The organism is Flavobacterium sp. NKUCC04_CG, from assembly GCF_019345525.1.
Lineage (GTDB): Bacteria > Bacteroidota > Bacteroidia > Flavobacteriales > Flavobacteriaceae > Flavobacterium.
The window spans coordinates 29,835-53,648 of sequence record NZ_JAHKRA010000008.1 but is presented as its reverse complement, the minus strand read 5'-3'; the positions used below and the strand labels follow the sequence as shown (position 1 = coordinate 53,648).

17 protein-coding genes are annotated in these 23,814 nt (G+C 36.5%); 9 read left to right on the top strand and 8 right to left on the bottom strand.

The features are described from left to right. Complete coding sequence (locus tag KO524_RS08010; RefSeq protein WP_219292748.1) at positions 1-1,062, bottom strand: efflux RND transporter periplasmic adaptor subunit; 1,062 nt, start codon at positions 1,060-1,062, stop codon at positions 1-3. A 473-nt stretch (positions 1,063-1,535) separates the two neighbouring features. Next, positions 1,536-2,120 (bottom strand): HdeD family acid-resistance protein, encoded by a 585-nt coding sequence (locus KO524_RS08005; protein WP_219292746.1) that lies wholly within the window; start codon positions 2,118-2,120, stop codon positions 1,536-1,538. Positions 2,121-2,617: 497 nt separating this feature from the next. Between KO524_RS08005 and KO524_RS08000 the strand changes: the two genes are divergently transcribed. From KO524_RS08000 to KO524_RS07985, 4 genes are all read left to right on the top strand, one after another. Continuing rightward, positions 2,618-4,858: a cation:proton antiporter gene (locus tag KO524_RS08000; RefSeq protein WP_219292744.1), complete on the top strand. Its 2,241-nt coding sequence runs from the start codon at positions 2,618-2,620 to the stop codon at positions 4,856-4,858. 17 nt (positions 4,859-4,875) lie between these two features. Further along, positions 4,876-5,382, top strand: a complete 507-nt coding sequence (locus KO524_RS07995) for a GNAT family N-acetyltransferase (protein WP_219292742.1) — start codon at positions 4,876-4,878, stop codon at positions 5,380-5,382. Between the two features lie 440 nt (positions 5,383-5,822). After that, positions 5,823-8,258, top strand: a complete 2,436-nt coding sequence (locus KO524_RS07990) for a YfhO family protein (RefSeq protein ID WP_219292740.1) — start codon at positions 5,823-5,825, stop codon at positions 8,256-8,258. Positions 8,259-8,263: 5 nt separating this feature from the next. Then, entirely contained in the window at positions 8,264-9,574 is a 1,311-nt protein-coding gene (locus tag KO524_RS07985) for a glycosyltransferase family 4 protein (protein WP_219292738.1), read from the top strand. A 107-nt stretch (positions 9,575-9,681) separates the two neighbouring features. Here KO524_RS07985 and uvrA read toward each other — a convergent pair whose 3' ends face one another. After that, the gene (gene uvrA, locus KO524_RS07980; RefSeq protein ID WP_219292736.1) at positions 9,682-12,489 is read right to left on the bottom strand and encodes an excinuclease ABC subunit UvrA; all 2,808 of its coding nucleotides are present in this window, start codon (positions 12,487-12,489) and stop codon (positions 9,682-9,684) included. Between the two features lie 459 nt (positions 12,490-12,948). On the opposite strand from uvrA, the gene KO524_RS07975 reads away from it, so the two are divergent. After that, positions 12,949-13,533, top strand: coding sequence for an RNA polymerase sigma factor (locus KO524_RS07975; RefSeq protein WP_219292734.1), 585 nt, complete (start codon positions 12,949-12,951; stop codon positions 13,531-13,533). 242 nt (positions 13,534-13,775) lie between these two features. Here KO524_RS07975 and nth read toward each other — a convergent pair whose 3' ends face one another. Then, complete coding sequence (gene nth, locus KO524_RS07970) at positions 13,776-14,438, bottom strand: endonuclease III (RefSeq protein ID WP_219292732.1); 663 nt, start codon at positions 14,436-14,438, stop codon at positions 13,776-13,778. A 91-nt stretch (positions 14,439-14,529) separates the two neighbouring features. On the opposite strand from nth, the gene bcp reads away from it, so the two are divergent. Further along, entirely contained in the window at positions 14,530-14,985 is a 456-nt protein-coding gene (gene bcp / locus KO524_RS07965) for a thioredoxin-dependent thiol peroxidase (protein ID WP_219292730.1), read from the top strand. 125 nt (positions 14,986-15,110) lie between these two features. Here bcp and KO524_RS07960 read toward each other — a convergent pair whose 3' ends face one another. Further along, positions 15,111-16,559, bottom strand: a complete 1,449-nt coding sequence (locus tag KO524_RS07960) for a TonB-dependent receptor (protein WP_219292728.1) — start codon at positions 16,557-16,559, stop codon at positions 15,111-15,113. Between the two features lie 82 nt (positions 16,560-16,641). Here KO524_RS07960 and KO524_RS07955 point away from each other — a divergent pair, with 82 nt between their 5' ends. The 3 genes from KO524_RS07955 to KO524_RS07945 are packed head-to-tail and all read left to right on the top strand — an operon-like array spanning position 16,642 to position 18,509. Further along, positions 16,642-17,418 (top strand): MBL fold metallo-hydrolase, encoded by a 777-nt coding sequence (locus KO524_RS07955; protein WP_219292726.1) that lies wholly within the window; start codon positions 16,642-16,644, stop codon positions 17,416-17,418. Between the two features lie 53 nt (positions 17,419-17,471). Continuing rightward, positions 17,472-17,969: a hydrolase gene (locus KO524_RS07950; RefSeq protein WP_219292724.1), complete on the top strand. Its 498-nt coding sequence runs from the start codon at positions 17,472-17,474 to the stop codon at positions 17,967-17,969. A gap of 27 nt (positions 17,970-17,996) precedes the next feature. Then, positions 17,997-18,509 (top strand): hypothetical protein, encoded by a 513-nt coding sequence (locus KO524_RS07945; protein ID WP_219292722.1) that lies wholly within the window; start codon positions 17,997-17,999, stop codon positions 18,507-18,509. A gap of 50 nt (positions 18,510-18,559) precedes the next feature. On the opposite strand, the gene KO524_RS07940 is transcribed toward KO524_RS07945, so the two are convergent. The 3 genes from KO524_RS07940 to KO524_RS07930 all read right to left on the bottom strand — a co-directional run bounded on the left by KO524_RS07940 (position 18,560) and on the right by KO524_RS07930 (position 23,813). Continuing rightward, on the bottom strand, positions 18,560-19,165 hold the full coding sequence (locus tag KO524_RS07940; RefSeq protein ID WP_219292720.1) for a DUF2652 domain-containing protein: 606 nt from the start codon (positions 19,163-19,165) through the stop codon (positions 18,560-18,562). 72 nt (positions 19,166-19,237) lie between these two features. After that, positions 19,238-20,647: an efflux transporter outer membrane subunit gene (locus KO524_RS07935; RefSeq protein ID WP_219292718.1), complete on the bottom strand. Its 1,410-nt coding sequence runs from the start codon at positions 20,645-20,647 to the stop codon at positions 19,238-19,240. Positions 20,648-20,666: 19 nt separating this feature from the next. After that, the gene (locus tag KO524_RS07930; protein WP_219292716.1) at positions 20,667-23,813 is read right to left on the bottom strand and encodes an efflux RND transporter permease subunit; all 3,147 of its coding nucleotides are present in this window, start codon (positions 23,811-23,813) and stop codon (positions 20,667-20,669) included. Position 23,814 lies beyond the last annotated feature (1 nt).

Below are 23,814 nucleotides of genomic sequence, written 5' to 3'. Positions count from 1 at the left end.
CTATTTTTTAGTGGTTAAGGTGATTTTTACGGGCGTATTGTCTTTAAGTGACATCACGCCGGAAGTCAATATAGTGTCACCGACTTTTAGTCCGTCTAAAATCAAGATTTCATTTTTTGTTCGCGTACCAGTGGTTACCGAAACACCGCTAGCTTTACCATTTTTAGCTATAAAGACTTTTTTTCCATTTTGTATTGGAATAATGGACTCTGTCGGAACCAATATCGCTTTTTCTACTACATCCAAAATGAGTTCGATATTGGCAAATGAACCTGGAATTAATTCGCCATCACGGTTATCAGCTATAGCGCGTACTTGCAAAGTTCTGTTGGTTACTTCTATTTGCGTTTCAATCGCATAAATCGTTGCGGAATAAGTTTTGGGGTTTCCCGATACGCTAAAGCTTATTTTTCCTTCATTTTTTACTTGAGGAGCATATTTTTCGGGTACAGCAAAACTTATTTTAACCTTTTGACTGTTAACTAATTTAGCGATAGGAGTTGAAGGAGTAATGTAAGTTCCTGGAGAGATGTATCGCAAACCTATTTTACCTGAAAATGGCGCCTTTATACTGGTTTTTTGTATCTGTGCAACCACCAATTGTACTTGTGCCTGAGCCGAACGCAATTCGGCATAAGCCATATCGTATTCCTCCCTGCTGATGGCTTCTTTTGCAATAAGTAGTTTGGCACGCCTTTCGTTTTCAGAAGTAAGGGCAACCTTGGTTTTTGCTTGTAGCAATTGAGCTTGTAACTCTGCGTCATTAACTTTGAGTAAGGTTTGACCAGCCTTTACCATAGTTCCTTCTTGAAAATAGATGTTCTCAGCAACTCCGGATACTTCGCTTTTAAGATCAACTTGTTCGTTGGGTTCAATCGATCCTGAGAGCTGAATGGAATTGTTGAAATCGGAATTACGGACAATCATCCCCTGCACATTTAAAACAGTAGGAGCTCCATTATTAGGCCCTTTTTCTTGTTTATTTTTGTTTTGAATAAGGCGATAACCAATCATACCTCCAACAGTAAGTAGGAGTAAGCCTAAAATGATTACTCGTTTCATATAGTGTTTTTTATTGAAAAATAAGTGCTAATTGCAGTTTTTCAAAAGTAGGGTTATTTTATATAAAAAGGAAGACTAAAACCATATTATCAAGCTTATTTGATGTAGTAGAAGCGGATATGCTTGGGATATTTGTTAATAAAATAAAAATAAAAACAACTTGGAAGCAATGGGGATTCAATTTAATTGCTTTGGTGACTTAAAATTTGGTTAAAATAATTGTTTTACTGTGTTAAAATATCAGTTTATTAGATGTTTTATAGGTAGTTATGTAACTCATAGAACAGTGTGTTATAAAATTGGTTTTTTAGTTTTTTTTGGAGTGGTTGTAAGAAATAAAGGGGTAGTAGGTATCTAATCAAGAGCTAATCATTGTACTTATATGTGGCGGTTTAAATTTTTATAGTGTAGGGTTTGTGATTTTTATAATTAAAAAAAGGCTTTTCCAACTAGTAGAAAAACCTTTTTGTGATTTACTCTTTGCTAAACTTTGCAATCTCAGATTTAAGTTTTTTAAATCGAAAGGAGATAAAAACTCTTGAAATACCGTAAACGATAAAGGCCATTGCGGTCCAAAATACGATGGTTATTCCAGCGACAATCGGATTCCAAATTAGGATAAACGAAAACAGTATGCCTAAAGCACCCAAGGCTAATAACCAGCCCCATTGCTTGGAGCCATAATTTTGTAATTCAAAAGAAAAACCAATGGCTGAAACCGAGCGAAACAACAACATCAAGCCCAAATATATAGGTAATACACTTACCGATAGCTCTGGAGATGACATTAACCAAAGACCAAACAACAGGTCTATGATTCCCGTGGTTAAAAACCATCCCCAACTTGAAAGTTCTTTTCGATTACTAATAGAAAAGAAGATTTCGATAATACCGTTGACAAAGAAACTAATGCTAAATAACAATGCTAAAGTAATATAAGCTTCAACAGGGGTTCTAAGTATCCAAAAGCCCAATATTATAAAGAGCACACCTACTATGAGAGATAAATACCAATGTTTGATAGACCCCTTTAATGTTTTCGTTACTTGATTTTCCATAATCTAGTTTTTAATTGTGTTTATAATATACTAAAGTTACGTTTTTATTGGTTACTGTGCCAATAATTGTTAATTAAAATAGGAGCTATAGTTTATTTAAGTAAATATTTGTTTTATAGTGCTTAATTGTGTTTTATTTATTCATTTATTTTATAGTGTATTGTCTGGCTTAGGTAAAAATCTAAAAACACATTTTCATTACAGTTAGGGCGCTTAAAATGTTGATTTTAAATTAGGCAGCATATTTAAGATAAAAATAATCGCTATTTATACCAGATTAACTCTAATTTTTAGTTTTGTTTAGGAAGATTCTATTTAGAATTCACTAAATTTGGTTTTTTCCAACTTGGAATTAAATGTCGTCAGCTTTTTTAATAATAAAGAGCGTTCTTATCAAGGTATTGCCCATTTCGAAGCGACATCGATTTTACTTTTAAAACAGTTATGTTAAAGGTGAAATAAATTAACCAAAAACTTTAAAATTTTTATCGAGCTATATGAGTGCAGAATTGAATACTATTGCAGAGAAAACAGCCGACTTATCACATCATTTGTATCCATTAATCAGTGATTTGGGATTGATATTGATGACGGCTGGAGTAGCAGTCTTGTTGTTTAAGAAAATAAAGCAACCTTTAGTACTGGGGTATTTGATTGCAGGATTTTTAGCAGGTCCTCATTTTACACTTTTTCCAACGGTACAAGAAATTAAAAACGTAGAGGTTTGGGCTGAAATTGGAGTAATCATTTTACTTTTTAGTTTGGGGCTTGAATTTAGTTTTAAAAAATTGATGAAAGTGGGAGGTACTGCTTCCATTACAGCGGGGGTCCAGATAGTGTCCATGATTGTTATCGGATATTTGGTGGGTATACTCTTGGGTTGGAGTCAAATAGATAGTATTTTTTTAGGAGCCATGTTATCGATGTCTTCTACCACTATTATTTTACGTGCCTTTGATGAATTGGGGGTAAAGTCTCAAAAATTTGCGGGTGTCGTATTTGGAACTTTGATTATTGAAGACATTGTAGCCATTTTATTAATGGTATTACTAGCGACAATTTCGGTGTCTCAAAATTTTTCAGGAGTAGCGTTGTTGGAATCCAGTTTAAAATTGGTTTTCTTTTTGATATTATGGTTTTTAGGTGGTATTTTCTTGATTCCAACACTTTTAAAGAAAGTCAAGCCGTTGTTAACTGATGAAACCTTATTGATTGTTTCTTTAGCTTTGTGTTTGATGATGGTTATGTTGGCAACAGGTGCGGGTTTTTCACCAGCATTAGGAGCTTTTATAATGGGGTCAATTATTGCGGAAACCACTAAAGCAGAGCAGATTGAACATATTATTAAACCCGTCAAAGATTTGTTTGGAGCGGTATTTTTTGTATCGGTCGGTATGTTGATCAATATAGATACCTTAAAAGAATATGCGATTCCCGTTGTTATAATAACCTTGGTTACCATTTTTGGAAAAGCGCTATCTACCACCTTAGGGGCTTTGATTTCGGGACAACCTTTAAAGCAGTCGGTTCAAGCCGGTATGAGTTTGGCACAAATAGGGGAGTTTTCCTTTATTATTGCTACTTTGGGTATGACCTTGGGTGTGATTTCTGAGTTTCTTTACCCTATTATAGTTGCAGTATCGGCTATTACAACTTTTACAACACCTTTTTTGATTAAAAAGTCGGTTCCGGCTTATTTGGCTTTACAAAAAATAATTCCACAAAATATTCAAGATAGAATTGAACAATACAGCTCGAATACTCAGGGTATAAAAACAACCAGTAATTGGAAATTATATACTCAAGCAAACATACTTCATATCGTATTACATTCGGTAATCGTCATTGGTATCGCGATTATGGCTTTGAGATTTTTAAGGCCTATGGCAGATACCGTGTGGGAAAAAATATTCTTTTGTTTGTTGTCTATAGTTATTGCGGGACCATTTTTATGGGCTTTGGGCTTGCAGAAGGTTGGTAAAAAACCTTTGGATGAAATCAAAAAAGATAGAAAGTATAAAGCACCGGTAATTATTATGTTGGTGTTTCGAATATTGTTAGCGGCTTTCTTTATCGGTTTTATCATCAATTTGTTTTTTGCACCTTTGGTGACCTTCATTATGTTGGTGGTATTGTTGATTATAATGTTTTTATTTCCGAAAAAATTGCAAGCCCTTTATTTAAAGATAGCGAGTCGTTTTATCGAGAATTTAAATAGTCGAGAGCGCTCTGAAGCAGTTCGAAATAAGAGTAGTTTGACTCCATGGGATGGGCATATGACTACTTTTGAAATACCGCAGGAATCGGCTTTGGCTGGAAAAACCTTATTTGAATTAAAGCTAAGAGAAACCATAGGTATTAATATTGCAATTATCAAACGAGGCGAATTGTCGTTGAATGTACCTACGAGATTTGACCGATTGTTTCCAAAAGATATAGTTTACGTAATCGGTACGGACGAGCAGATTGAAATGTTTGAAAAGTATTTGAATGCCAATAATTTGAGTTCGATTGAAAACAATGATATTATTTTGCAAAAAATTGAATTGAACAACGAGTATTTTATTGGTAAAACCATAAGGGAAACGGAGATGAGGGATAAGATTCGAAGTATAGTTGCGGGTATAGAACGCGATGGAAAGCGGATTATTAATCCAGAGTCTGATTTTGTATTGCAGAAGGGGGATATTCTTTGGTTGATTGGTGATAAAAATCAGATCGAAGCACTTATTAAATAGAAAGCTGTAAAACAGTTATGAATAGTATAGTTTATAGAGACGCCTTAAGAGAAGATTTGTTAGAAATCGTTTCGATTTATAATGAGACTATCGCTTCAAGGATGGTTACTGCAGATACGAGCCCGGTTACGGAGCAAAGTCGTGAAGTTTGGTTTGAAAATCACAATGTGCAGCATCGTCCGTTATGGGTTGTGGAAAACGAGAAGGGGCAAATTGTAGCATGGGTTAGTTTTCAATCTTTTTATGGCAGACCAGCTTATGATGCTACAGTTGAAATTAGTATTTATATATCTGAATCACATAGAGGTAAAGGTTATGGAAAACAAATATTGCAATACAGTATGCGTCAAGCGCTTCAATTTGGTGTAAAAACTATTTTGGGATTTGTATTTGCTCATAACGAGCCCAGTTTGCAACTTTTTTTATCTCAGGGATTTAATATTTGGGGAAATATGCCCAAGATTGCGACAATGGATTTAAAGGAGTATGATTTATTAATTTTAGGTAAACGGCTTGTAGAATAATATAATAGCTATAATAAAAAACTTAAGGCCGTAACCGTGATGGTTAAGGCCTTAAATGTTGATAAAGGAACGGACTTAGTCTTGTCCTCTTTTATTTTTTTTATCTCTTTTTTCTGCTTTCTTTTCAGCAGGCGTTTTTAAAGCTACTTTTTTTACGCTTTTTCGGGGGCTTTGTTCTTTTGCCATAGGTGATAAATTTGTTGTAAGATACTTGTTTTTAGTGAATTTATCGTAAGGTACTTTGTTTTTTTGTTTTCAGAGGGGATTTTGTAAAGAGGAGTTGTTTAGTATGCCGTTGTGTTCATTTGTCCATTCGTTTATTTGTTCATTCACCAATCTGCGTATAAACAAAAAATAAGTCCTACTTATATTTGTGAATTCTTTTGATATAGTGTTATTTTAGCAAGATATTATTATGCGAAACAAAAGCAATTCCATCTATGAAGAATTACAAAGTATATTTGCCTCATTTCTTGGCCTTAATCGGTTTTATTCTAATTTCCTTAATTTATTTTTCACCAGTACTTTCTGGAAAAGTAATACAGCAATCCGATATAGCACAATATACCGGAATGGCCAAAGAACAGAATGATTTTAGAAATGAATTTCACGAAGAACCCTATTGGACCAATAGTGCTTTTGGTGGGATGCCTACTTACCAGTTGGGCGCCCAATACCCACATAATTATATTAAAAAAATCGATCAGGCCATTCGTTTTTTACCGCGTCCGGCCGATTATCTATTCGTATATTTTTTAGGTTTTTATATACTCTTGATATCCTTTCGAATCAATCCTTTAAAAGCCTTTTTTGGAGCCTTAGCTTTTGGGTTTTCGACCTATTTAATCATCATACTCGGTGTGGGACACAATGCAAAAGCTCATGCCATAGCATATATGCCGCTACTGTTGGCAGGAGTAGTACTGGTTTTTAGGAAAAAGTACGTCTGTGGCGGTGTCTTAACCCTGTTTGCTGCTGCCTTGGAAATCAATGCCAATCACTTTCAAATGACTTATTATTTGTTGTTGTTGCTGCTGATTGTAGGGATTTACTATGCTATTCAATATATAAAAAATCGCGATTTCAAGGGATTGGGAATAGCGGTGTCGATTTTTATTGGAGCCGCTGTTTTAAGTATTGGTGTCAATGCGGCCAACTTGATGGCAACAGCCGAATATACCAAGTTTAGCACGCGAAGTAATAGCGAATTGACTTTTGAACCCGATGGAACACCCAAAAACTCGTCCAATGCGATGAGTTACGACTATATAACCGAATACAGTTACGGTATTTTTGAAAGTTTAAACCTTTTCGTGCCTCGATTAACAGGAGGAGCTAACTCTGAAGACGTTGGAAAGGATTCGAATATGTATAAATTTGTTACCGATTTGGGGGCTAGCCCACAGGAAGCTACACAATTTTCGCAGAATGCTCCAACGTATTGGGGAGATCAGCCTATTGTGGCTGCTCCGGCATATATAGGAAGTATAGTGTTGTTTTTGGCTGTATTGGCTTTGTTCGTAGAGAAGCGTAAGTTTAAATATATCTTTTTAGTAGGTGGCGTATTTTCGCTCATGCTTTCTTGGGGGAAAAACTTTCCGCTGTTGACCGATTTCTTTATTGATTATTTTCCGATGTATAACAAGTTTAGAGCGGTATCGTCTATTCAAGTTATTTTGGAATTATGTATGCCTATTTTAGCTTTATTGGGGTTACAAGCTTTTGTCAAATCGGAAGCAAAACTTCGTGAGAAAGCTTTGAAATACACTTTATACATCACAGGAGGTGTTGTGGTTTTATTATTTTTAATCAAGGGTAGTTTACATTTTTCAGGACCAAATGACGCTTATTACAGCCAAATGTATGGTGAAGTTGGACCGGCGTTTATCGAAGCCTTGATTCAGGATAGACAAGCCATGTATACAGCTGATTTAATCAGAACCTTGCTTTTAATTATACCGGCTTTTGGTATTTTATGGTTCTTTAGTAAAGACAAAATTAAATCGACCGTAATGGTAGTTTTAATCGGTGTGTTGATGGTAGGAGATTTGGTCCTGATTGATCTCAATTACGTCAATAAAGATAATTTTGTAAGTGCAAGAAACATGACGAATCCGTTTGAAGAAACGCCGGCAGATGCATTTATAAAAGAAGATAAAGATATTTTTAGAGTATATGAAATTCAAGGAGGGCTAAGCAGCGCTAGAGCGTCCTTTTTTCATCATTCTATAGGAGGGTATCATGCGGCAAAACCGAGAAGAGTTCAGCAATTATTTGACTATCAATTGGCTGAAAAAAGCAATATGAATGTGTTGAACATGTTAAATGTCAAATACGTGATTCAAAAAGACGAAAAAGGGCAAGACATTCCGATGAAGAACGAAGATATCAACGGAAATGCTTGGTTTGTAAGTCAAGTTAAAATGGTTCAAACAGCTGATCAGGAAATGAAGGCAATGGATGATTTTGATTCAAAAACCACGGCTATTTATAATGTGAATACATTTAAAAACATCGCTTTAAAACCGACCTATCAAATTGATGCTACGAGTTCGATCAAACTAATGACTTATAAACCGAATTACCTAAAATACGAATCATCAAATAAACAGCAAGGATTGGCAGTATTTTCGGAGATTTACTACCCACATGGGTGGAATGCTTATATAGATGGCACTTTGACACCTCATGTTTCTGTTGATTATGTGTTGAGAGCCTTGACAATTCCAGCAGGAAATCACGTGGTGGAGTTTAAATTTGAGCCCGAGGTGGTGAAAACTGGAGGTAAGATAGCATTGTTTTCTATAATTTTAATGGCATTGGTAATTGGAGGAAGTTTGGCATATAGTTTGGGATATCTGAGAAAGAAAAAATAAAAATTTTGAAAGAATCAAAAAGTGGTTTTCCCGGTTTAAAAAAAGTTTTAATCATTACGTATTACTGGCCTCCTGCAGGAGGACCAGGAGTACAACGTTGGTTAAAATTTGCCAAATACTTACCGAGTTTTGGAATTCAACCGATCATATATACTCCTGAAAATCCTACATACCCTCTTTTAGATTACAGTTTAGAAAGTGAAGTAAGCGATCAATTGGAGGTCTTAAAAAGCAAGATTAAAGAACCTTATGGTTTGGCGGGTTTGTTTTCTAAAAAGAGTGCCAAAAACTTGAGTTCCGGTATAATTCCGCATCAACCCAGACAAAGCTTTATAGAGAAAAGTATGTTGTGGGTGCGGGGCAATTTGTTTATACCCGATGCGCGTATAGGATGGGTAAAACCCTCCGTAAATTTTCTCGAAACCTATATACGAGACAACAATATTGATTGCGTTATAACCACAGGTCCGCCACATAGTTTGCATTTAATTGGTTTAGAACTTAAAAAAAGGCTAGCATTTAAATGGATTGCCGATTTTAGAGATCCTTGGACCACCATAGGTTATCATAAAGAATTGAAACTGACAGCTAGTGCACAGCACAAACACGAACAATTGGAGTTAGCCGTTTTAAATGCGGCCGATCAGCTTACAGTAACTAGTTTTTCGACTAAAGCTGAATTTGCTGAAAAAACCACAAAACCCATAACTGTTTTAACCAACGGTTATGACGTAGAAGTAGTGGAAAAACGCCCGATGGACAAGGCTTTTACCTTAGCGCATATCGGTTCGTTTTTATCGCATAGAAATCCCAGAGTATTGTGGAAAGCTTTAAGTGAATTGCGTAAGGAAAACCCGGAGTTTAAGGAGGCTTTCCAATTTAAGCTCATCGGAAAAGTTAGTCAAGAGATCTTAGATGCCCTAAAAGAATTTAAATTAGACGACTGTACGGTTAATATGGGTTATTTAAGCCATAAAGAAGCCTTAGTGCAACAAAGGGTCTCTCAAGTTTTATTGTTGGTAGAAATCGACTCTTTGGAAACGAGAGCCATTATTCCTGGTAAGTTATTTGAGTATATGGCTGCCGAAAGACCTATTCTAGCTTTAGGGCCTGATGGTGCCGATTTTTTTAGAATTATTACCGAGACCAATACAGGACGCATAGCACTTTATGATGAAAAGGAAGTGATTAAAGAAATTTTGTTAGATTGTTTCACTAAATATCAAAAGGGCGAACTCAAGGTTTACGGTATGGGCTTACAATATTATAGTCGAAAAAAAATAACCGAACAATTAGCTAAACTAATACAAAGTTAGTAATTTCTAATAGGTAATAGAACTATACCGCTAGCAGCGGTATAGTTTATGAGATATTGTATTATAAAAGAATTGTAAAACCCTGTGGTCTTATCCCTACCAACTCCTTACAATTTTTCTTTTAAGTATTTTCCAGTGATTGATTTTTTGTTTTTCACAATTTCTTCCGGTGTTCCAAAAGCGATTAAATGTCCGCCATTCTCGCCGCCTTCTGGACCGATATCAATAATGTAATCGGCACATTTTATCAAATCTAAATTATGCTCTATCACTATAATAGAGTGTCCTTTCTCAATTAAAGCTTCAAACGATTTTAAGAGTTTTTTGATGTCGTGAAAGTGTAGTCCTGTGGTGGGTTCATCAAACACAAATAAAGCTTTTTCCTTGGTATTCCCACTGATTAAGAATGAAGCGAGTTTGATGCGTTGCGCTTCTCCTCCCGATAAAGTTGAAGACGATTGTCCGAGTTGTACATAACCGAGACCAACGTCTTGTAGTGGTTTTATCTTTTGTACTATTTTGCTTTGTTTGTGTGTTTCGAAAAAAGCAATAGCATCATCTATCGTCATCGTTAAAATATTATCGATGTTCTTTCCTTCAAAATGAACTTCTAAAACCTCCTTTTTAAAGCGTTTTCCCTGGCATGTTTCACATTCCAAATGAACATCTGCCATAAACTGCATTTCAATAGTTACCGTACCTTCTCCTTTACAGGTTTCACAACGGCCTCCGTCTACGTTAAACGAAAAATGTTTAGGCTGATATCCTCTGAGTTTTGACAATTGTTGTTTGGAAAACAAATCGCGTATATCGTCATATGCTTTGATATAAGTTACGGGATTTGAGCGAGAGCTGCGGCCTATCGGATTTTGATCTACATATTCTATATGCTTTAGAAACGAGTATTCACCGGTTAATTCAGTAAATTGTCCTGCTTTTTCGCCCACACCAGTCAATTGTTTTTGCAAAGCCGGATAGAGTATCTTTTTGACTAGGGTGCTCTTTCCACTTCCGGAAACACCGGTAATCACCGTTAAGCATTCCAAAGGAAAGGTAACGTTAATGTTTTTTAAGTTGTTTTCTCTTGCTCCAACAACCTGTATAAAATGTTTGTAATGGCGGCGTCTTTTGGGAACTTCTATTTGAAGTTCACCATTGAGGTACTGTGCTGTAAGGGAATGCGATTTTAAAATGGTCGCATAATCTCCTTGTGCGACTAGTTCACCTCCATAGGTACCTGCTTCCGGACCAATATCGATAATTTGGTCTGCGGCTTTCATAATGTCTTCGTCGTGTTCAACCACGATAACCGTGTTGCCCAGAGCTTTTAAATCTTCCAACACGCGAATTAATTTTTCGGTGTCCTTAGGATGTAATCCAATACTGGGTTCATCCAAAATATACATCGAGCCAACCAAGCTACTTCCCAAAGAGGTGGCTAAGTTGATGCGTTGCGATTCACCTCCAGATAAGGTGGCAGAATTTCTATTTAGGGTTAGATAATCCAAACCAACTTCAGTTAAAAACTCCAAACGGTTGTTGATTTCTAACAGCAATCTTTTGGCTACTTTAATATCGTATTCCGATAAAGCTAAATCGCTAAAAAACTGAATCAAATGTTGGATAGGTAGGTCTACTAAGTCCGAAATGGTTTTATCGGCTATTTTTACATAATTAGCTTCAACTCTAAGGCGTTTCCCCTTACAAGTAGTACACTTGGTTTTCCCTCTATAACGAGAAAGGAGTACGCGATTTTGAATTTTATAATTTTTCGCTTCGAGTTCACTAAAGAATGCGTTCAAACCGGTAAAAAACGCATTGCCGTCCCACAACAATTGTTTTTGAGCAGCAGTAAGTTCAAAATAGGGTTTATGGATAGGGAAGTCAAACTTATAGGCATGACTAATCAAGAGGTCTTTATACCAACTCATACTTTCTCCACGCCACGGAAATACAGCATTTTCAAAAATGCTCAAACTCGTATTCGGAAAAACCAATTCTTCGTCTATACCGATAATACTGCCATAACCGTCACAAGTTGGACAAGCTCCATACGGATTGTTAAAACTAAATAAATGCACATTGGGTTCTAGAAACTGTATGCCATCCAATTCAAAATTAGAAGTAAACACAAATTGCTGCTTAGCATCGTCAACCGATTGCAAACAGCAGTATCCCTTTCCTTCGTAAAAAGCGGTTTGTATGGAGTCGGCAAGACGGTTGTAAAACGCTTCTTCCTCAGATACCACGATACGATCAACGATAATCTGTACATCGGAGGATTTGGTTTTTGCCAGAGCAGCCTTATCTTCCAACCATTGATCCAAACGCATCATCTCGCCCTTAACCGATACTCTAGCAAAACCTTGTTGCAATAAAACCGTTAGTTTGTCTTCTAAACTACGTCCTTCTTCAACTATGACAGGCGTTAAAAGCAGCCATTTAGAACCGATTTCAAATTGTTCTACCGTTTTTATAACGTCGCTTACCGTATCTTTTTTGACCACTTCTCCAGAAACTGGAGAATAGGTTTTACCAATTCTAGCGTATAGTAATTTTAAGTAATCATATATTTCTGTAGAGGTACCAACAGTTGAACGCGCATTGGTCGTATTTACTTTTTGTTCTATAGCGATAGCTGGAGCAATACCCTTGATATATTCTACTTTGGGTTTGTCGATTCTACCTAAAAACTGACGTGCATAAGCCGATAAACTTTCCACATAACGACGTTGCCCTTCTGCATACAAAGTATCAAAGGCCAAACTGGACTTCCCAGATCCCGATAATCCCGTAATAACCACAAATTGATTTCTTGGGATAACGACATCAATATTTTTTAAATTATGAAGCTGAGCCCCTTTAATTATAATGTTTTTCTTGGGGTCTATTTTAGAATAATCTATTTTTTCCATAAAAATTTACAGTAATGGACAAAGGTAATCATTTATTAATTTGGGTTGAAATTAATTGAATTTATATTGATACCCATTTGAATATAAAACACCACTTTTGCGAGAAATAGCTCGATTTCTTATGCAAAGCATTTACTAAAATAGAGGAAAAGTCGTTGGTTTGTTTACCTAATCTCTTATTGTTTTAATTTATCTAGACTGGAGGTCGAAATGACAAGCCTTATTGCAACTTTAATATTTTTTAAAACGGATACTTCCGTAAGTATTTATGGTAGGTAGGAGTGTTTTGTTTTGGTTGTGGTAGTGGGCCTATCTAAACAATACATAAAAAAAATTAATTAATACTAACTGTTTCAAAAAAAATAACATATATTTGGGAAATCTAAAAAAACCAAAATAGCCTATTGCACAAAAGTACTTTATAAAAATTTCGAAAATAAATATTTTAAAAGTATTATTATGGGATATCTCAATATGCCTGATTCCTCATTGATTCAGCAATATATAGGTGGTGATGAAAAGTCTCTTGAGGTTTTGATTCTCAGACATCAATCTAAAATTTACGGTTTTATCTATTCCAAATTAGGAGATCGAGACACGACAGAAGATGTGTTTCAGGAAACCTTTATCAAAGTTATTCATACCTTAAAAACTAAAAAATACAACGAAGAGGGTAAGTTTCTACCGTGGGTTACACGTATTGCGCATAATTTGGTTATTGATCATTTTAGGAAAATAAAGAAAATGCCTATGCAAAGAGAGCATGGTGAGTTTTCCATTTTTTCGCTTATTACCGACAGTAATCCCAATATGGAACATCAGATGATCAGCGTTCAGAAAGAATTGGATTTAAAAAATTTGATAGATGAATTACCTGATGACCAGAAAGAAGTTTTGATTATGAGGATCTATCAGGACTTAAGCTTTAAAGAAATTGCTGTCATTACCGATGTTAGTATCAATACGGCTTTAGGTAGAATGCGGTATGCCTTGATGAACATTAGAAAAATGATTGAACAAAGAAAATTAGTACTACACGATTAAGTATTTGAAATTTTCTATAATAAAAGATTAGGCTTTGCGTTATTATGGAAACTAACAAATACATATATGGCAAAAAGTTACTCTAAAAAGATCAATCGATTTGAAATGAAGGTTCCTAAAAAAGAAACAGTGGATTTTCTGCTTAAATATTCAAAAGCACTTAATGTGCTTAGTGTAAATAATTTACAAATAAAAATATTGCTTAACTAGTACGTAATTAATAAGCAGAAAAAGCCCTTAAACTATTTTTTAAGGGCTTTTTTGTTATACGCATCGATTACAGACTTTCTACCGATTACTTTGGTGATAATGTCTAGGTCCAAATTCCATCCTCTGGCGGGAGAATATTCGCGACCATACCAGACCATTTGTAAGTGTAACCGATTCCATTCTTCTTGGGGAAACAATCGTTTAGCATCCTTTTCTGTTTGTTGTACTGTGGTGCCATTGGATAAATTCCAGCGGTACATCAACCGATGAATATGTGTGTCCACAGGAAAAGTAGGAATATCAAATGCTTGTGCCATTACCACACTGGCTGTCTTATGACCTACAGCGGGTAATTCTTCTAAATCCGGGAAATTTTGAGGTACTTGACCCTCGTGTTTGTCTATTAAAATATGCGATAATCCGTGTATACCTTTAGATTTCATTGGAGAAAGTCCGCAGGGACGTATGATGTCTCTTATTTCTTCTACGCTTAGTTTAATCATATCGTAGGGGTTATCCGCTTTGGCAAACAGGGCAGGAGTGGTGAGATTCACACGCACATCCGTACATTGAGCGGACAACAATACGGCAATCAATAGGGTATAAGGGTCCTTGTGGTCAAGAGGGATGGGAATTTCAGGATAGACTGCATCTAGTGTGTCTAAAACAAACTGAACTTTTTCGGCTTTAGTCATGAAATTTTTTTTACGAAGATAAGAAGTTATAATCAATGCTAAAAGTAGCTTAATTCCTATACTTTTGCTAATTTTGATAAAAAAACAGACCATGACTACATTGAAAATAGGCGATAAAGCACCCGACTTTAAGGGGATAGATCAAGAGGGAAAGACTCATGAGTTGAGTGACTTTACAGGGAAAAAATTAGTAGTGTTTTTTTATCCAAAAGCCAGTACTCCAGGTTGTACGGTTGAAGCGTGTAACTTACGCGATAATTATGAACGTTTCCAAGCACAGGGTTTTGAAATTTTAGGAGTTAGTGCAGATTCCGAATCGAAACAAGCCAAGTTTAAGGAAAAAAACGAATTGCCTTTTCCGTTATTGGCAGACGAAAATAAATCTATTATCGAGGCTTTTGGCGTATGGGGGCCTAAGAAATTTATGGGTAAAACCTACGATGGTATCCATAGAACCACTTTTGTAATCGACGAAAAAGGGGTGATAGCTGACATCATCACTAAAGTGAAAACGAAGGAACACGCTGATCAGATTTTAAATTCTTGATATAGAATATTCTTTAGCTTTAAGCGGCTAAGTTTTAAATTCCTTGGTATAATGACAAGGTTTTTTACTACAATAATGCCTCACTTTCGAATTAAGAGTGAGGCTTTATCTGTTTTTATAGTAACTTACAAATCTTTATAACCAAATAGTTTTTTAGTTTTAATTTCGTTTGCAATTCCCTCGGGAAGAGCAGTTTCCCAGCCTGTTTGTTGTTCGTGTATCAATCGGTAAATTTCTCGAGAAAAAATACTTAAATTCTTTTCTTCATAATTGGTGATATCAACAATTTTTCCAGCCTTTTTGAAATATTTGTACAATTCTTTGATATGCAAGTCCACTTTTAGATTCTGTGAAGTTACAATTTGTTGTTGTTCATCTTTCATCGGATAGAGATATACTTTCAAATCGCGGTAAAACAATTTACCCAATCCTTCGAGTATACCACCGTGTAAATGGGTGTAATACTTCTCGTCAAAAATATTCAGTATCGAACTAACGCCCATGGTTAAACCGATTTTCTCTTTGGTATATTGAGAAAAATATTCAACCACTTTATAATACTCTTGGAAATTGGAAATCAAAACCGTTTGTCCTAAAGAACAAAGTAATTCGGCACGGTGTAAGAAGTCAACTTCGTCAATTTCTCCCTCCATCAATAAGTTGGAAAGTGTCATTTCAAAAACGACTAAGGTTTCATCTCGATCCAATTGGTTTTCATCGACAAACATTTTTAACGATTTCTCGTACATATTCATATTGACAACGGTAACGGGTCTAAAACTGCCTCGCAAAGCCAAAATGTTTTTTCTATAAAGAGCGGTAGCGGGTAATTTGCTTTGACCATCTGGACCAAACATAACGGCATCGGTCATGCCGTTTTTGACCAATTGTAAACTCATCAATCGATTGTCAACGTTTTTAAATAACGGTCCGGAAAAATTGATACTGTCAATTTCAATTTGATCTTTATCAATATGGTCGTATAATTTGCGAATTAAGTTTTTAGGCTCGTTGTGTTGATAGTATGCTCCATATATTAAATTAACTCCGAGTATTCCCAAGGTTTCTTGTTGAAGTTTGGAATCGGTTTCTTTGAATTGTATGTGTAAAATGATCTCACTATAGGCTTCATCGGGTTTGGATTGAAAGCGAATACCTACCCATCCATGACCTTTAAAACTTTTGGCAAAATCAATAGTGGCTACGGTATTGGCATAACTAAAAAAAGTTTTGCTCGGATGACTATTACGATCGATTCGATCTTCGATCAAATCGGTTTCGTGAATCAACATTTTCTTTAGGCGGCTTTCTGTAACATAACGACCGTCGTTTTCAACGGTATAAATAGCATCGCTAAAATCTTTATCATAAGCAGACATCGCTTTGGCAATGGTTCTCGAAGAACCTCCTGCTCTAAAAAAGTGGCGCACCGTTTCTTGCCCGGCTCCAATTTCTGCAAAAGTTCCGTAAATATTCTTATTGAGGTTGATACGCAGTGCTTTATCGGATATAGCTGGCTGATGTTCAATAATTCTGTCCCCTTCAAGTACCAAATCTTCGGCGAAATTTTTCATAGACTATTTTAATAATAACAAACGTAGTAAATTATACAGTTTAAAAAAAGATAAAACCCTATTTTTGTAAAAATCGAAAGCAGTGAGAATATATTTTTTAGGCACCGGAACTTCTCAAGGAATTCCAGTTATTGGAAGTAAGGACCCCGTTTGTCTAAGTTCGGATATGCGCGATAAACGATTGCGAACTTCTATATGGATAAGCTGGCGGGGATTGAGTATTTTGATCGATTGCGGTCCGGATTTTAGACAACAAATGTTGGTTTCAAATTGCCAGCGTATTGATGTGATACTCTATACCCACGAGCATGCCGATCACACAGCCGGTTTAGACGATATAAGACCATTTTGTTTTCAAATGGGACGAATGCCTGTTTATGCGTTGCAGCGTGTAATGGATAGTTTAAAACGTCGTTTTGACTATGTTTTCGCTACAGAAAATCGTTACCCAGGAGCACCTGCTGTACAGCCCTATATAATTGACAGCAATAGCGATTTGGTTATTGGGGGGCAAAAGATAGTACCCATTGAGATTTTACATGGCGATTTGTCGATACTAGGGTACCGTTTTGACGATTTTGTATATATAACCGATGCGAAATATATACCGGATAGCGAATGGGAAAAACTCAGAAACATAAAAATACTGGTAATTAATGCTTTGCGTATCAATCCGCATCCCACACACCACAATCTAGAAGAAGCTTTGGCTTTTATTGCCAAAGTCAATCCGGAAAAGGCCTATATAACTCATATAGGTTATGAATTAGGTTTTCACGAAAAAATACAACAAGATTTACCGAAAAACGTATATTTGGCGCACGATAATTTGCAGCTTGAGATGACGGAGTTCCCCTAATGCTGTTTTAATAATCTAATAGGCTTTTAAAAAACAACAACAAACACCCAAATATGAAAAAGATCTTTTTTTACCTTTTTGTTTTCTCGATGTTATTCAATATTTACCAATATGTCAATGCCAATAAGATTTATGAGGGCAAAGAGAAAGAATTGGACATTGCGCACAAGCGAATTGATATAGTTCGCGATTCTTTAAAATTAGGTGAGCAAAATTTGATGGATGCCAATTATTTTTCCATCGTTCAAAATGAAGAGGCTCAAGACTATTTTAAAGACTATGATTTCGATGAAGTCATGGGAAAAGTAGAAGCAGAGTTGATGGCGTTAAATCACCAACCCAATGGAAACCCTTTAATTCCTTATGCTCCTGTTGATGGTAATAAATTTATTCTAAACAAAGCCAAAGTCATTAATCACCGTTGGATTATTGCCGACTTTTACTCGGGTAAGTTACATGGAGAAGTGTTGATTAAGTACTTTTTTAAAGGCGAAGGTCCTACGGAATTTAACACTATTGAAACCGTTTTATATACTTCACCAACTAATTAATTGGTATATTTGAATTTTATAAATGCGATGAAAACTATAATTTATTTATTTTTTAGTGTTTTCCTATTCTCGTCTTGCGATTTTATTTTTAAAAAAGACGAGAAGTCTGAACCCGTATTTCCCGCTAAGGAAAAGGTGGTTTTAGGATCTGATTTGGATTCAAACGGATGCGCTATTAGCGCAGGATACCGTTGGAGTGAGCTGAGAAACGACTGTATTCGAGTATTTGAAGAAGGGTTTCGATTAAATCCAATCAATATTGAAGAGGGCAATCCGGAAGAGAATGAACTCGAAGATAATGATGTAAGCGGTTTTGTAGTTTTTAACTCAGAAAAGACTAAGGCGGAAATTTTCTTGCCTTATCAAGAGAAGAGTATCTTGCTAAATGAAAAAGCGACAACCGGAATATACGGCAATGAAAATTGGGAATTGGATACGCGGAAAGATTGGGAATTAAAACATCGTGGTGTTTTAAAATTTACAGCAGCCAAGGCCGTTGATTTGAAGATTACGGGGAGCGATCAAATAGACGATGAATAAAAAAATCAATATCATAAAAAAAGCGTTCGAAAGAACGCTTTTTTTATGACTTATTTCTCGAATTCAATTGACTTAGTCCTTTTTTCTAGATCAGTTAAAAGTAGTTCTTCAAAAGTCGGATAATAAATAATACCAACCTTGGGTATGTTGAGCGTGTTGCTAAGGGGACTTAATTTTGGACTTTTTGAAGCATTTAAAAAGGAATCCGTTAGAAATATATAGGACCCCTTTTCAGTATAATCGTTTTTTAGTAGTTTGTGAGCTTCTATTACGGGTTTTCCGTAAAGTTTGTTGAAATATTTTATTGTATATCTCGAAAAATCACCATGATGGACAATGAATTTTAGCGACATATTTATCTTAGTGTCAAGGGCTAATTCCAATTCAATCAATTTTTGATTAAAAGAATACAACATTCTTTTTAAAACTTCCATAACACTATCAAAACTAGGTGTTTTACTATACTTATAAAAAAGTATGGCATCGCCTTCAATCTCAGAGATATAAAAATGTTTTTTATTAGCGTCTATAAGGGTTAAGAGCAATTGCTTTATGATATATTCTCCAGTATGTATTTTGGTAGCAAACACAAATTCAGTGAATCCACTAAAATCTGGAATCAATATAATACCTTCTCTTTCTTTGCGATTTGTCATGATTTAAGTTGTTTTTATATAGTAGTAATCGGTTACTTTTAAAGAAAGTAACCGATTGACCTACTCGTTCATTTACTGCACACCACCGCCTAAGGCTCGGTATAAGGTTGTAATGGCGTTGAGACGCTGTGTTTTGATTGCAGCTAAATCCAGTTCAGACTGCAGTTTGTTGGATTGCGCTAACAGCACTTCCAAATAGGTTGCTTCAGCGTACTGATATAAGGTAACGGAATTGCTAACAACTTTGGTAGCTTTTTCAACCAAACTTTCTCCGATTTTTTGTTGTTGTTCGAGTTTCTCGATAGCTACTAACGCGTCAGAAACTTCACTAACAGCATTTAATACCGATTGCTTGAATTGTATCTCCGCCATTTCCGAGTTAATCTTTGCCTGTTCGTATTGTGTTTTAAGTTGTTTTCCATTTAGAATAGGCTGTGTAAGCGACGCAGTAGCTATTCCAAATAGCGAACCGGGTAGCGTAAACCAATTGCTAGTTTTTAATGCATTTAAGCCACCTTGCGCTGTAATATTTAGGCTTGGATACATACTCACTTTAGCAATGTGAATCGAGGCTATACTCTTTTTAAAATTCAGTTCGCCACTTTTTACATCCGGTCGATTACTCAGCAATTCAGCGGGAATTCCGCTTGCTAGACTTTCCGGATGATGTACTTGATCCAAACCTGTTTTTCGCTCTACTATATCGGGCATGGAACCGCTAAGAGCACTTAAACTGTTTTCTTGTACGCTGATGGCATTTTCAATGGCAGGTATTGTTTTTACTATTTGTTCTATAGCCATTTCTTGCTGTTGAACGGCTAGCGAATTGATCATGCCCAATTTGTATTGTTTCTGTAGTATCTCGTTTGTTTGCTTTGCAAAAGATAAATTTTCTTGAGATATTTCCAATTGTTTATCGAGCATTAAGAGGTTGTAATAACCAGTAGCTACTTCCGAAACCAGCCGGGTTTTAACGGCTTTGGCTGCCTCTTGTGTAATGAGGTAATCGGCCAGTGTCTGTTCTTTAATACCACTAATTTTTCCCCATATATCGGCTTCCCACGAAATGTTTACCGTACTGTTGTAGTCTTCCTGGTATTTTTTTCCGTTGGACGGACCACTGTTGTTTTCTGCTGGACGATTAATACTCGCGCTTCCTATTGTTGCGTCGATTTTTGGTAAATTTCCCCATTTCGATTGTTTATAAGTCATCGAAGCAAATTCAATTTGCTTTAAGGCTAATTGGAAGTCGTTATTTTGTTTTACAGCCTTGTCAATCAAGGCTACAAGTACCGTATCCTTAAAGAAATCCTTATAGTGAATGGGCGCTATACTCATACTGTCGCTTTGGGGACTATGGGTTCTAAACGATTGGGGAAAGTGAGGTTCCAGCGGTTGGTGTTTTTGCACGGAGCAGGAGAGCATGATAATTCCCGTACTTAGGGCTGCCGTCAGTTTTAACGTATTGATAATAGATTTCATCTTAAATGTTTATTTTGAATTAATATTCCCAATCTTCAGCGGTTACTGCTTTTCCGCTTATTTTTTCGTTGATATGCTGAAATATCACAAATAGTATAGGAGTGATAAAAAGACCTAAAATAGTTCCAAACAACATTCCGAAAATGGCGGCATAACCGATCGAATGATTCCCTAAAGCCGAAGGACCTGTAACAAAAAGCAAGGGTGTTAATCCAGCTAAAAAAGCTAGTGAAGTCATCAATATAGGTCGTAAACGCGCTTTGGCTCCCTCGACAGCAGCAGCGACAATACTTTTGCCGGAACGCCGCCTTTGAATAGCAAATTCCACAATCAAAATACCGTTTTTAGCCAATAATCCAATGAGCATAATCATCGCTATTTGTACATATATATTATTGGAGATCTCGGCAAATGTTATCCCTATAAAGACCCCGCTTAAACCTATTGGAATGGCTATCAGTACCGAGAATGGTAAAATATAACTCTCGTATTGTGCTGCTAATAAAAAGTAGACAAATAAGATGCACAAGGCGAATATTAAAGTCGATTGGGCTCCTGATTTACTTTCTTCGCGGCTCATTCCTTTATAATCATGAGTATAACCTGCTGGTAATACTTGTTGGCTAACCTCTTCTATAGCGGACATGGCTTGACCCGTGCTATATCCAGGGGCAGGCATTACGGTTAGATTCGAAGAATTATATAAATTAAATCGATCGACAACCTCGGCTCCCGTTGTCTGTTTTAGGGTGACTAAGGTGTTGATGGGAACCATTTCGTTTTTTGAATTTTTAACGAAAATCGCACGGAGCGATTCTTTGTCTTTGCGCATTTCAGGGGTTGCTTGTACCAATACTCTATAGTATTTTCCAAAGCGATTGAAATCCGACGACTGTATACTGCCGTAATATCCTTGCATAGCACTCATAACAGCTGCGACGGTTATTCCCAATTGAGCTGCTTTTGTCTCATCGACCAATACTTCAAATTGCGGGTACGAAGCGTCAAAGGTGGTAAAAGCTACTGCGACTTCAGGTCGTTGCATCAGGGCACCCATCATCGCATAGGAAGCCTGACCTAGTTGTTGCAATTGGCCGTTATTTCTGTCTTGTAATACCAATTCCATTCCGCTAGTATTGCCAAAACCGTCTACTGTAGGGGAATTTAATACGAGAAAGTTCGCTCTTTTATCATCGGATAGTGCAGCTGTTAACTGTCCGATTAAATCATCGATTTTCTTGATTTCACCGCGTTCATCGATTTTCTTAAGTTTTATAAAAAAGGTCGCTGACGACGACGACATGGAACCGCTAAACAGGTTAAGCCCGTCAACCGATATGACGTTTTCTATGGCGGGATGAGAAACCAGTTTGTTTTCAGTGTCACCAATTACCGTAGTCGTTCTGTCTTTAGATGCACCGGGTGCTAGGTTGGCAGTAACAATAATAAAACTTTGATCTTCATCGGGAATAAAAGCCGTTGGGGTGGTGATTGCCATCCAAGCGAACAAACCTCCAAAAAGAGCAATCAACGCATAAGCGATCCATTTTTTCTTAATGAGGAATAACACGGATTTGCCGTATCTAAAGGTCAATTTATTAAAAGCAGCATTAAAACCTATAAAAAAGCGCTGTTTAAAGCTCGTTTTTAGTGGCGTATTTCCTTCAATGTGTTGGTGTTTTAAAAGCAAAGCACATAACGCAGGGCTTAGTGTTAAGGCATTTATCGCTGAAATAATAATGGCGATAGCTAGGGTAAGGGCAAATTGTTGGTAAAACAAACCAACCGAACCTTGCATAAAAGCTACCGGCACAAAAACCGCAGACATAACTAAGGTGATGGAAACTATAGCTCCAGAGATTTCGTTCATCGCAGACATGGTTGCTGCTCGGGCATTGAGTTTGCGTTTTTCCATCTTGGCGTGTACCGCTTCGACCACTACTATAGCATCATCAACTACAATTCCAATAGCCAATACCAAGGCAAAAAGGGTTAATATATTGATGGAAAACCCCAGCAGGTGGATAAAGAAAAAAGTACCCAAAATCGATACGGGAACAGCTATAGCCGGTATTAAAGTAGAACGAAAATCTTGAAGAAAAATATAAACCACAAGAAAAACGAGTATAAAAGCTTCAATCAATGTAGTGATTACTTGATTGATGGATTGGTCTAGGGATTCTTTTGTTGTAAAAGGAATTTGATAGACCATTTTGTTGGGAAAAGATTTCGATAACTGTAACATGCGTTCCTGTAGTGCAATTTGAACTTCATTGGCATTGGAGCCCGACATCTGAAATACCGCCATAGTTACGGCTGGTTTTTTATCCGATTTAGAGGAAACGCTATAACTGTAAGCGCCGAATTCAACAGTAGCAACATCTTTTAAACGGAGCATGGAGCCGTCGTTTAACGCTCTAACTACGATGTTCTCATATTCGTGTGATTCCGTAAATTTACCTTTATATCGCATCACATACTCCAACGATTCTGTGCTGCGTTCTCCAAATCTTCCTGGAGCAGCTTCTAAGTTTTGAGATTGTATCGCTGTCGAAATATCGGCAGGAGTGAGGTTGTAAGCGTTAAGCTTTATCGGATCTAACCATATTCGCATCGAATAATCTTTGTTTCCATAGACCATAGCATCTCCAACCCCTGCTATCCTTTTAAGTTCTGGTAGTATATTGATTTTGGCATAATTTTCTAGAAAGAGGTCGTCTATGCTACCGTCTTCACTAGTGAGGGTTACCATAGCAATCATGCTGTTTTGTCTTTTTAAGGTAGTAATCCCGGCTTGAATTACTTCAACGGGTAATTGATTAGTGACTTGAGCCACTCTGTTTTGTACGTTGATAGCGGCTTGGTCGGGATCGGTACCCAATTTAAAAATAACAGTTATGGTCAGTGTTCCGTCATTACTGGATACGGAGGTGATGTAATCCATATTTTCAACACCGTTAATGGCGTTTTCTAAAGGAGGTGCAACAGATCTGGCTAAGGTTTCGGCATTTGCTCCAGGGTAAGTAGCCATAACCGATACGGTAGGAGGGGCGATATCTGGAAATTTGGTGATGGGCAAACTCAGCATACCGACGATACCTAGTATAACTAAAAGCACAGAAATAACCGTGGCCAGTACAGGCCTTTTTATAATAGTTTTTAACATT

What these genes read in the sequence shown, in the direction of transcription:
- KO524_RS08010 (WP_219292748.1), bottom strand. Translation starts at nt 1,062, where the DNA reads ATGAAACGAGTAATCATTTTAGGCTTACTCCTACTTACTGTTGGAGGT.
- KO524_RS08005 (WP_219292746.1), bottom strand. Translation starts at nt 2,120, where the DNA reads ATGGAAAATCAAGTAACGAAAACATTAAAGGGGTCTATCAAACATTGG.
- KO524_RS08000 (WP_219292744.1), top strand. Translation starts at nt 2,618, where the DNA reads ATGAGTGCAGAATTGAATACTATTGCAGAGAAAACAGCCGACTTATCA.
- KO524_RS07995 (WP_219292742.1), top strand. Translation starts at nt 4,876, where the DNA reads ATGAATAGTATAGTTTATAGAGACGCCTTAAGAGAAGATTTGTTAGAA.
- KO524_RS07990 (WP_219292740.1), top strand. Translation starts at nt 5,823, where the DNA reads ATGAAGAATTACAAAGTATATTTGCCTCATTTCTTGGCCTTAATCGGT.
- uvrA (WP_219292736.1), bottom strand. Translation starts at nt 12,489, where the DNA reads ATGGAAAAAATAGATTATTCTAAAATAGACCCCAAGAAAAACATTATA.
- KO524_RS07975 (WP_219292734.1), top strand. Translation starts at nt 12,949, where the DNA reads ATGGGATATCTCAATATGCCTGATTCCTCATTGATTCAGCAATATATA.
- nth (WP_219292732.1), bottom strand. Translation starts at nt 14,438, where the DNA reads ATGACTAAAGCCGAAAAAGTTCAGTTTGTTTTAGACACACTAGATGCA.
- bcp (WP_219292730.1), top strand. Translation starts at nt 14,530, where the DNA reads ATGACTACATTGAAAATAGGCGATAAAGCACCCGACTTTAAGGGGATA.
- KO524_RS07960 (WP_219292728.1), bottom strand. Translation starts at nt 16,559, where the DNA reads ATGAAAAATTTCGCCGAAGATTTGGTACTTGAAGGGGACAGAATTATT.
- KO524_RS07950 (WP_219292724.1), top strand. Translation starts at nt 17,472, where the DNA reads ATGAAAAAGATCTTTTTTTACCTTTTTGTTTTCTCGATGTTATTCAAT.
- KO524_RS07945 (WP_219292722.1), top strand. Translation starts at nt 17,997, where the DNA reads ATGAAAACTATAATTTATTTATTTTTTAGTGTTTTCCTATTCTCGTCT.
- KO524_RS07940 (WP_219292720.1), bottom strand. Translation starts at nt 19,165, where the DNA reads ATGACAAATCGCAAAGAAAGAGAAGGTATTATATTGATTCCAGATTTT.
- KO524_RS07935 (WP_219292718.1), bottom strand. Translation starts at nt 20,647, where the DNA reads ATGAAATCTATTATCAATACGTTAAAACTGACGGCAGCCCTAAGTACG.
- KO524_RS07930 (WP_219292716.1), bottom strand. Translation starts at nt 23,813, where the DNA reads ATGTTAAAAACTATTATAAAAAGGCCTGTACTGGCCACGGTTATTTCT.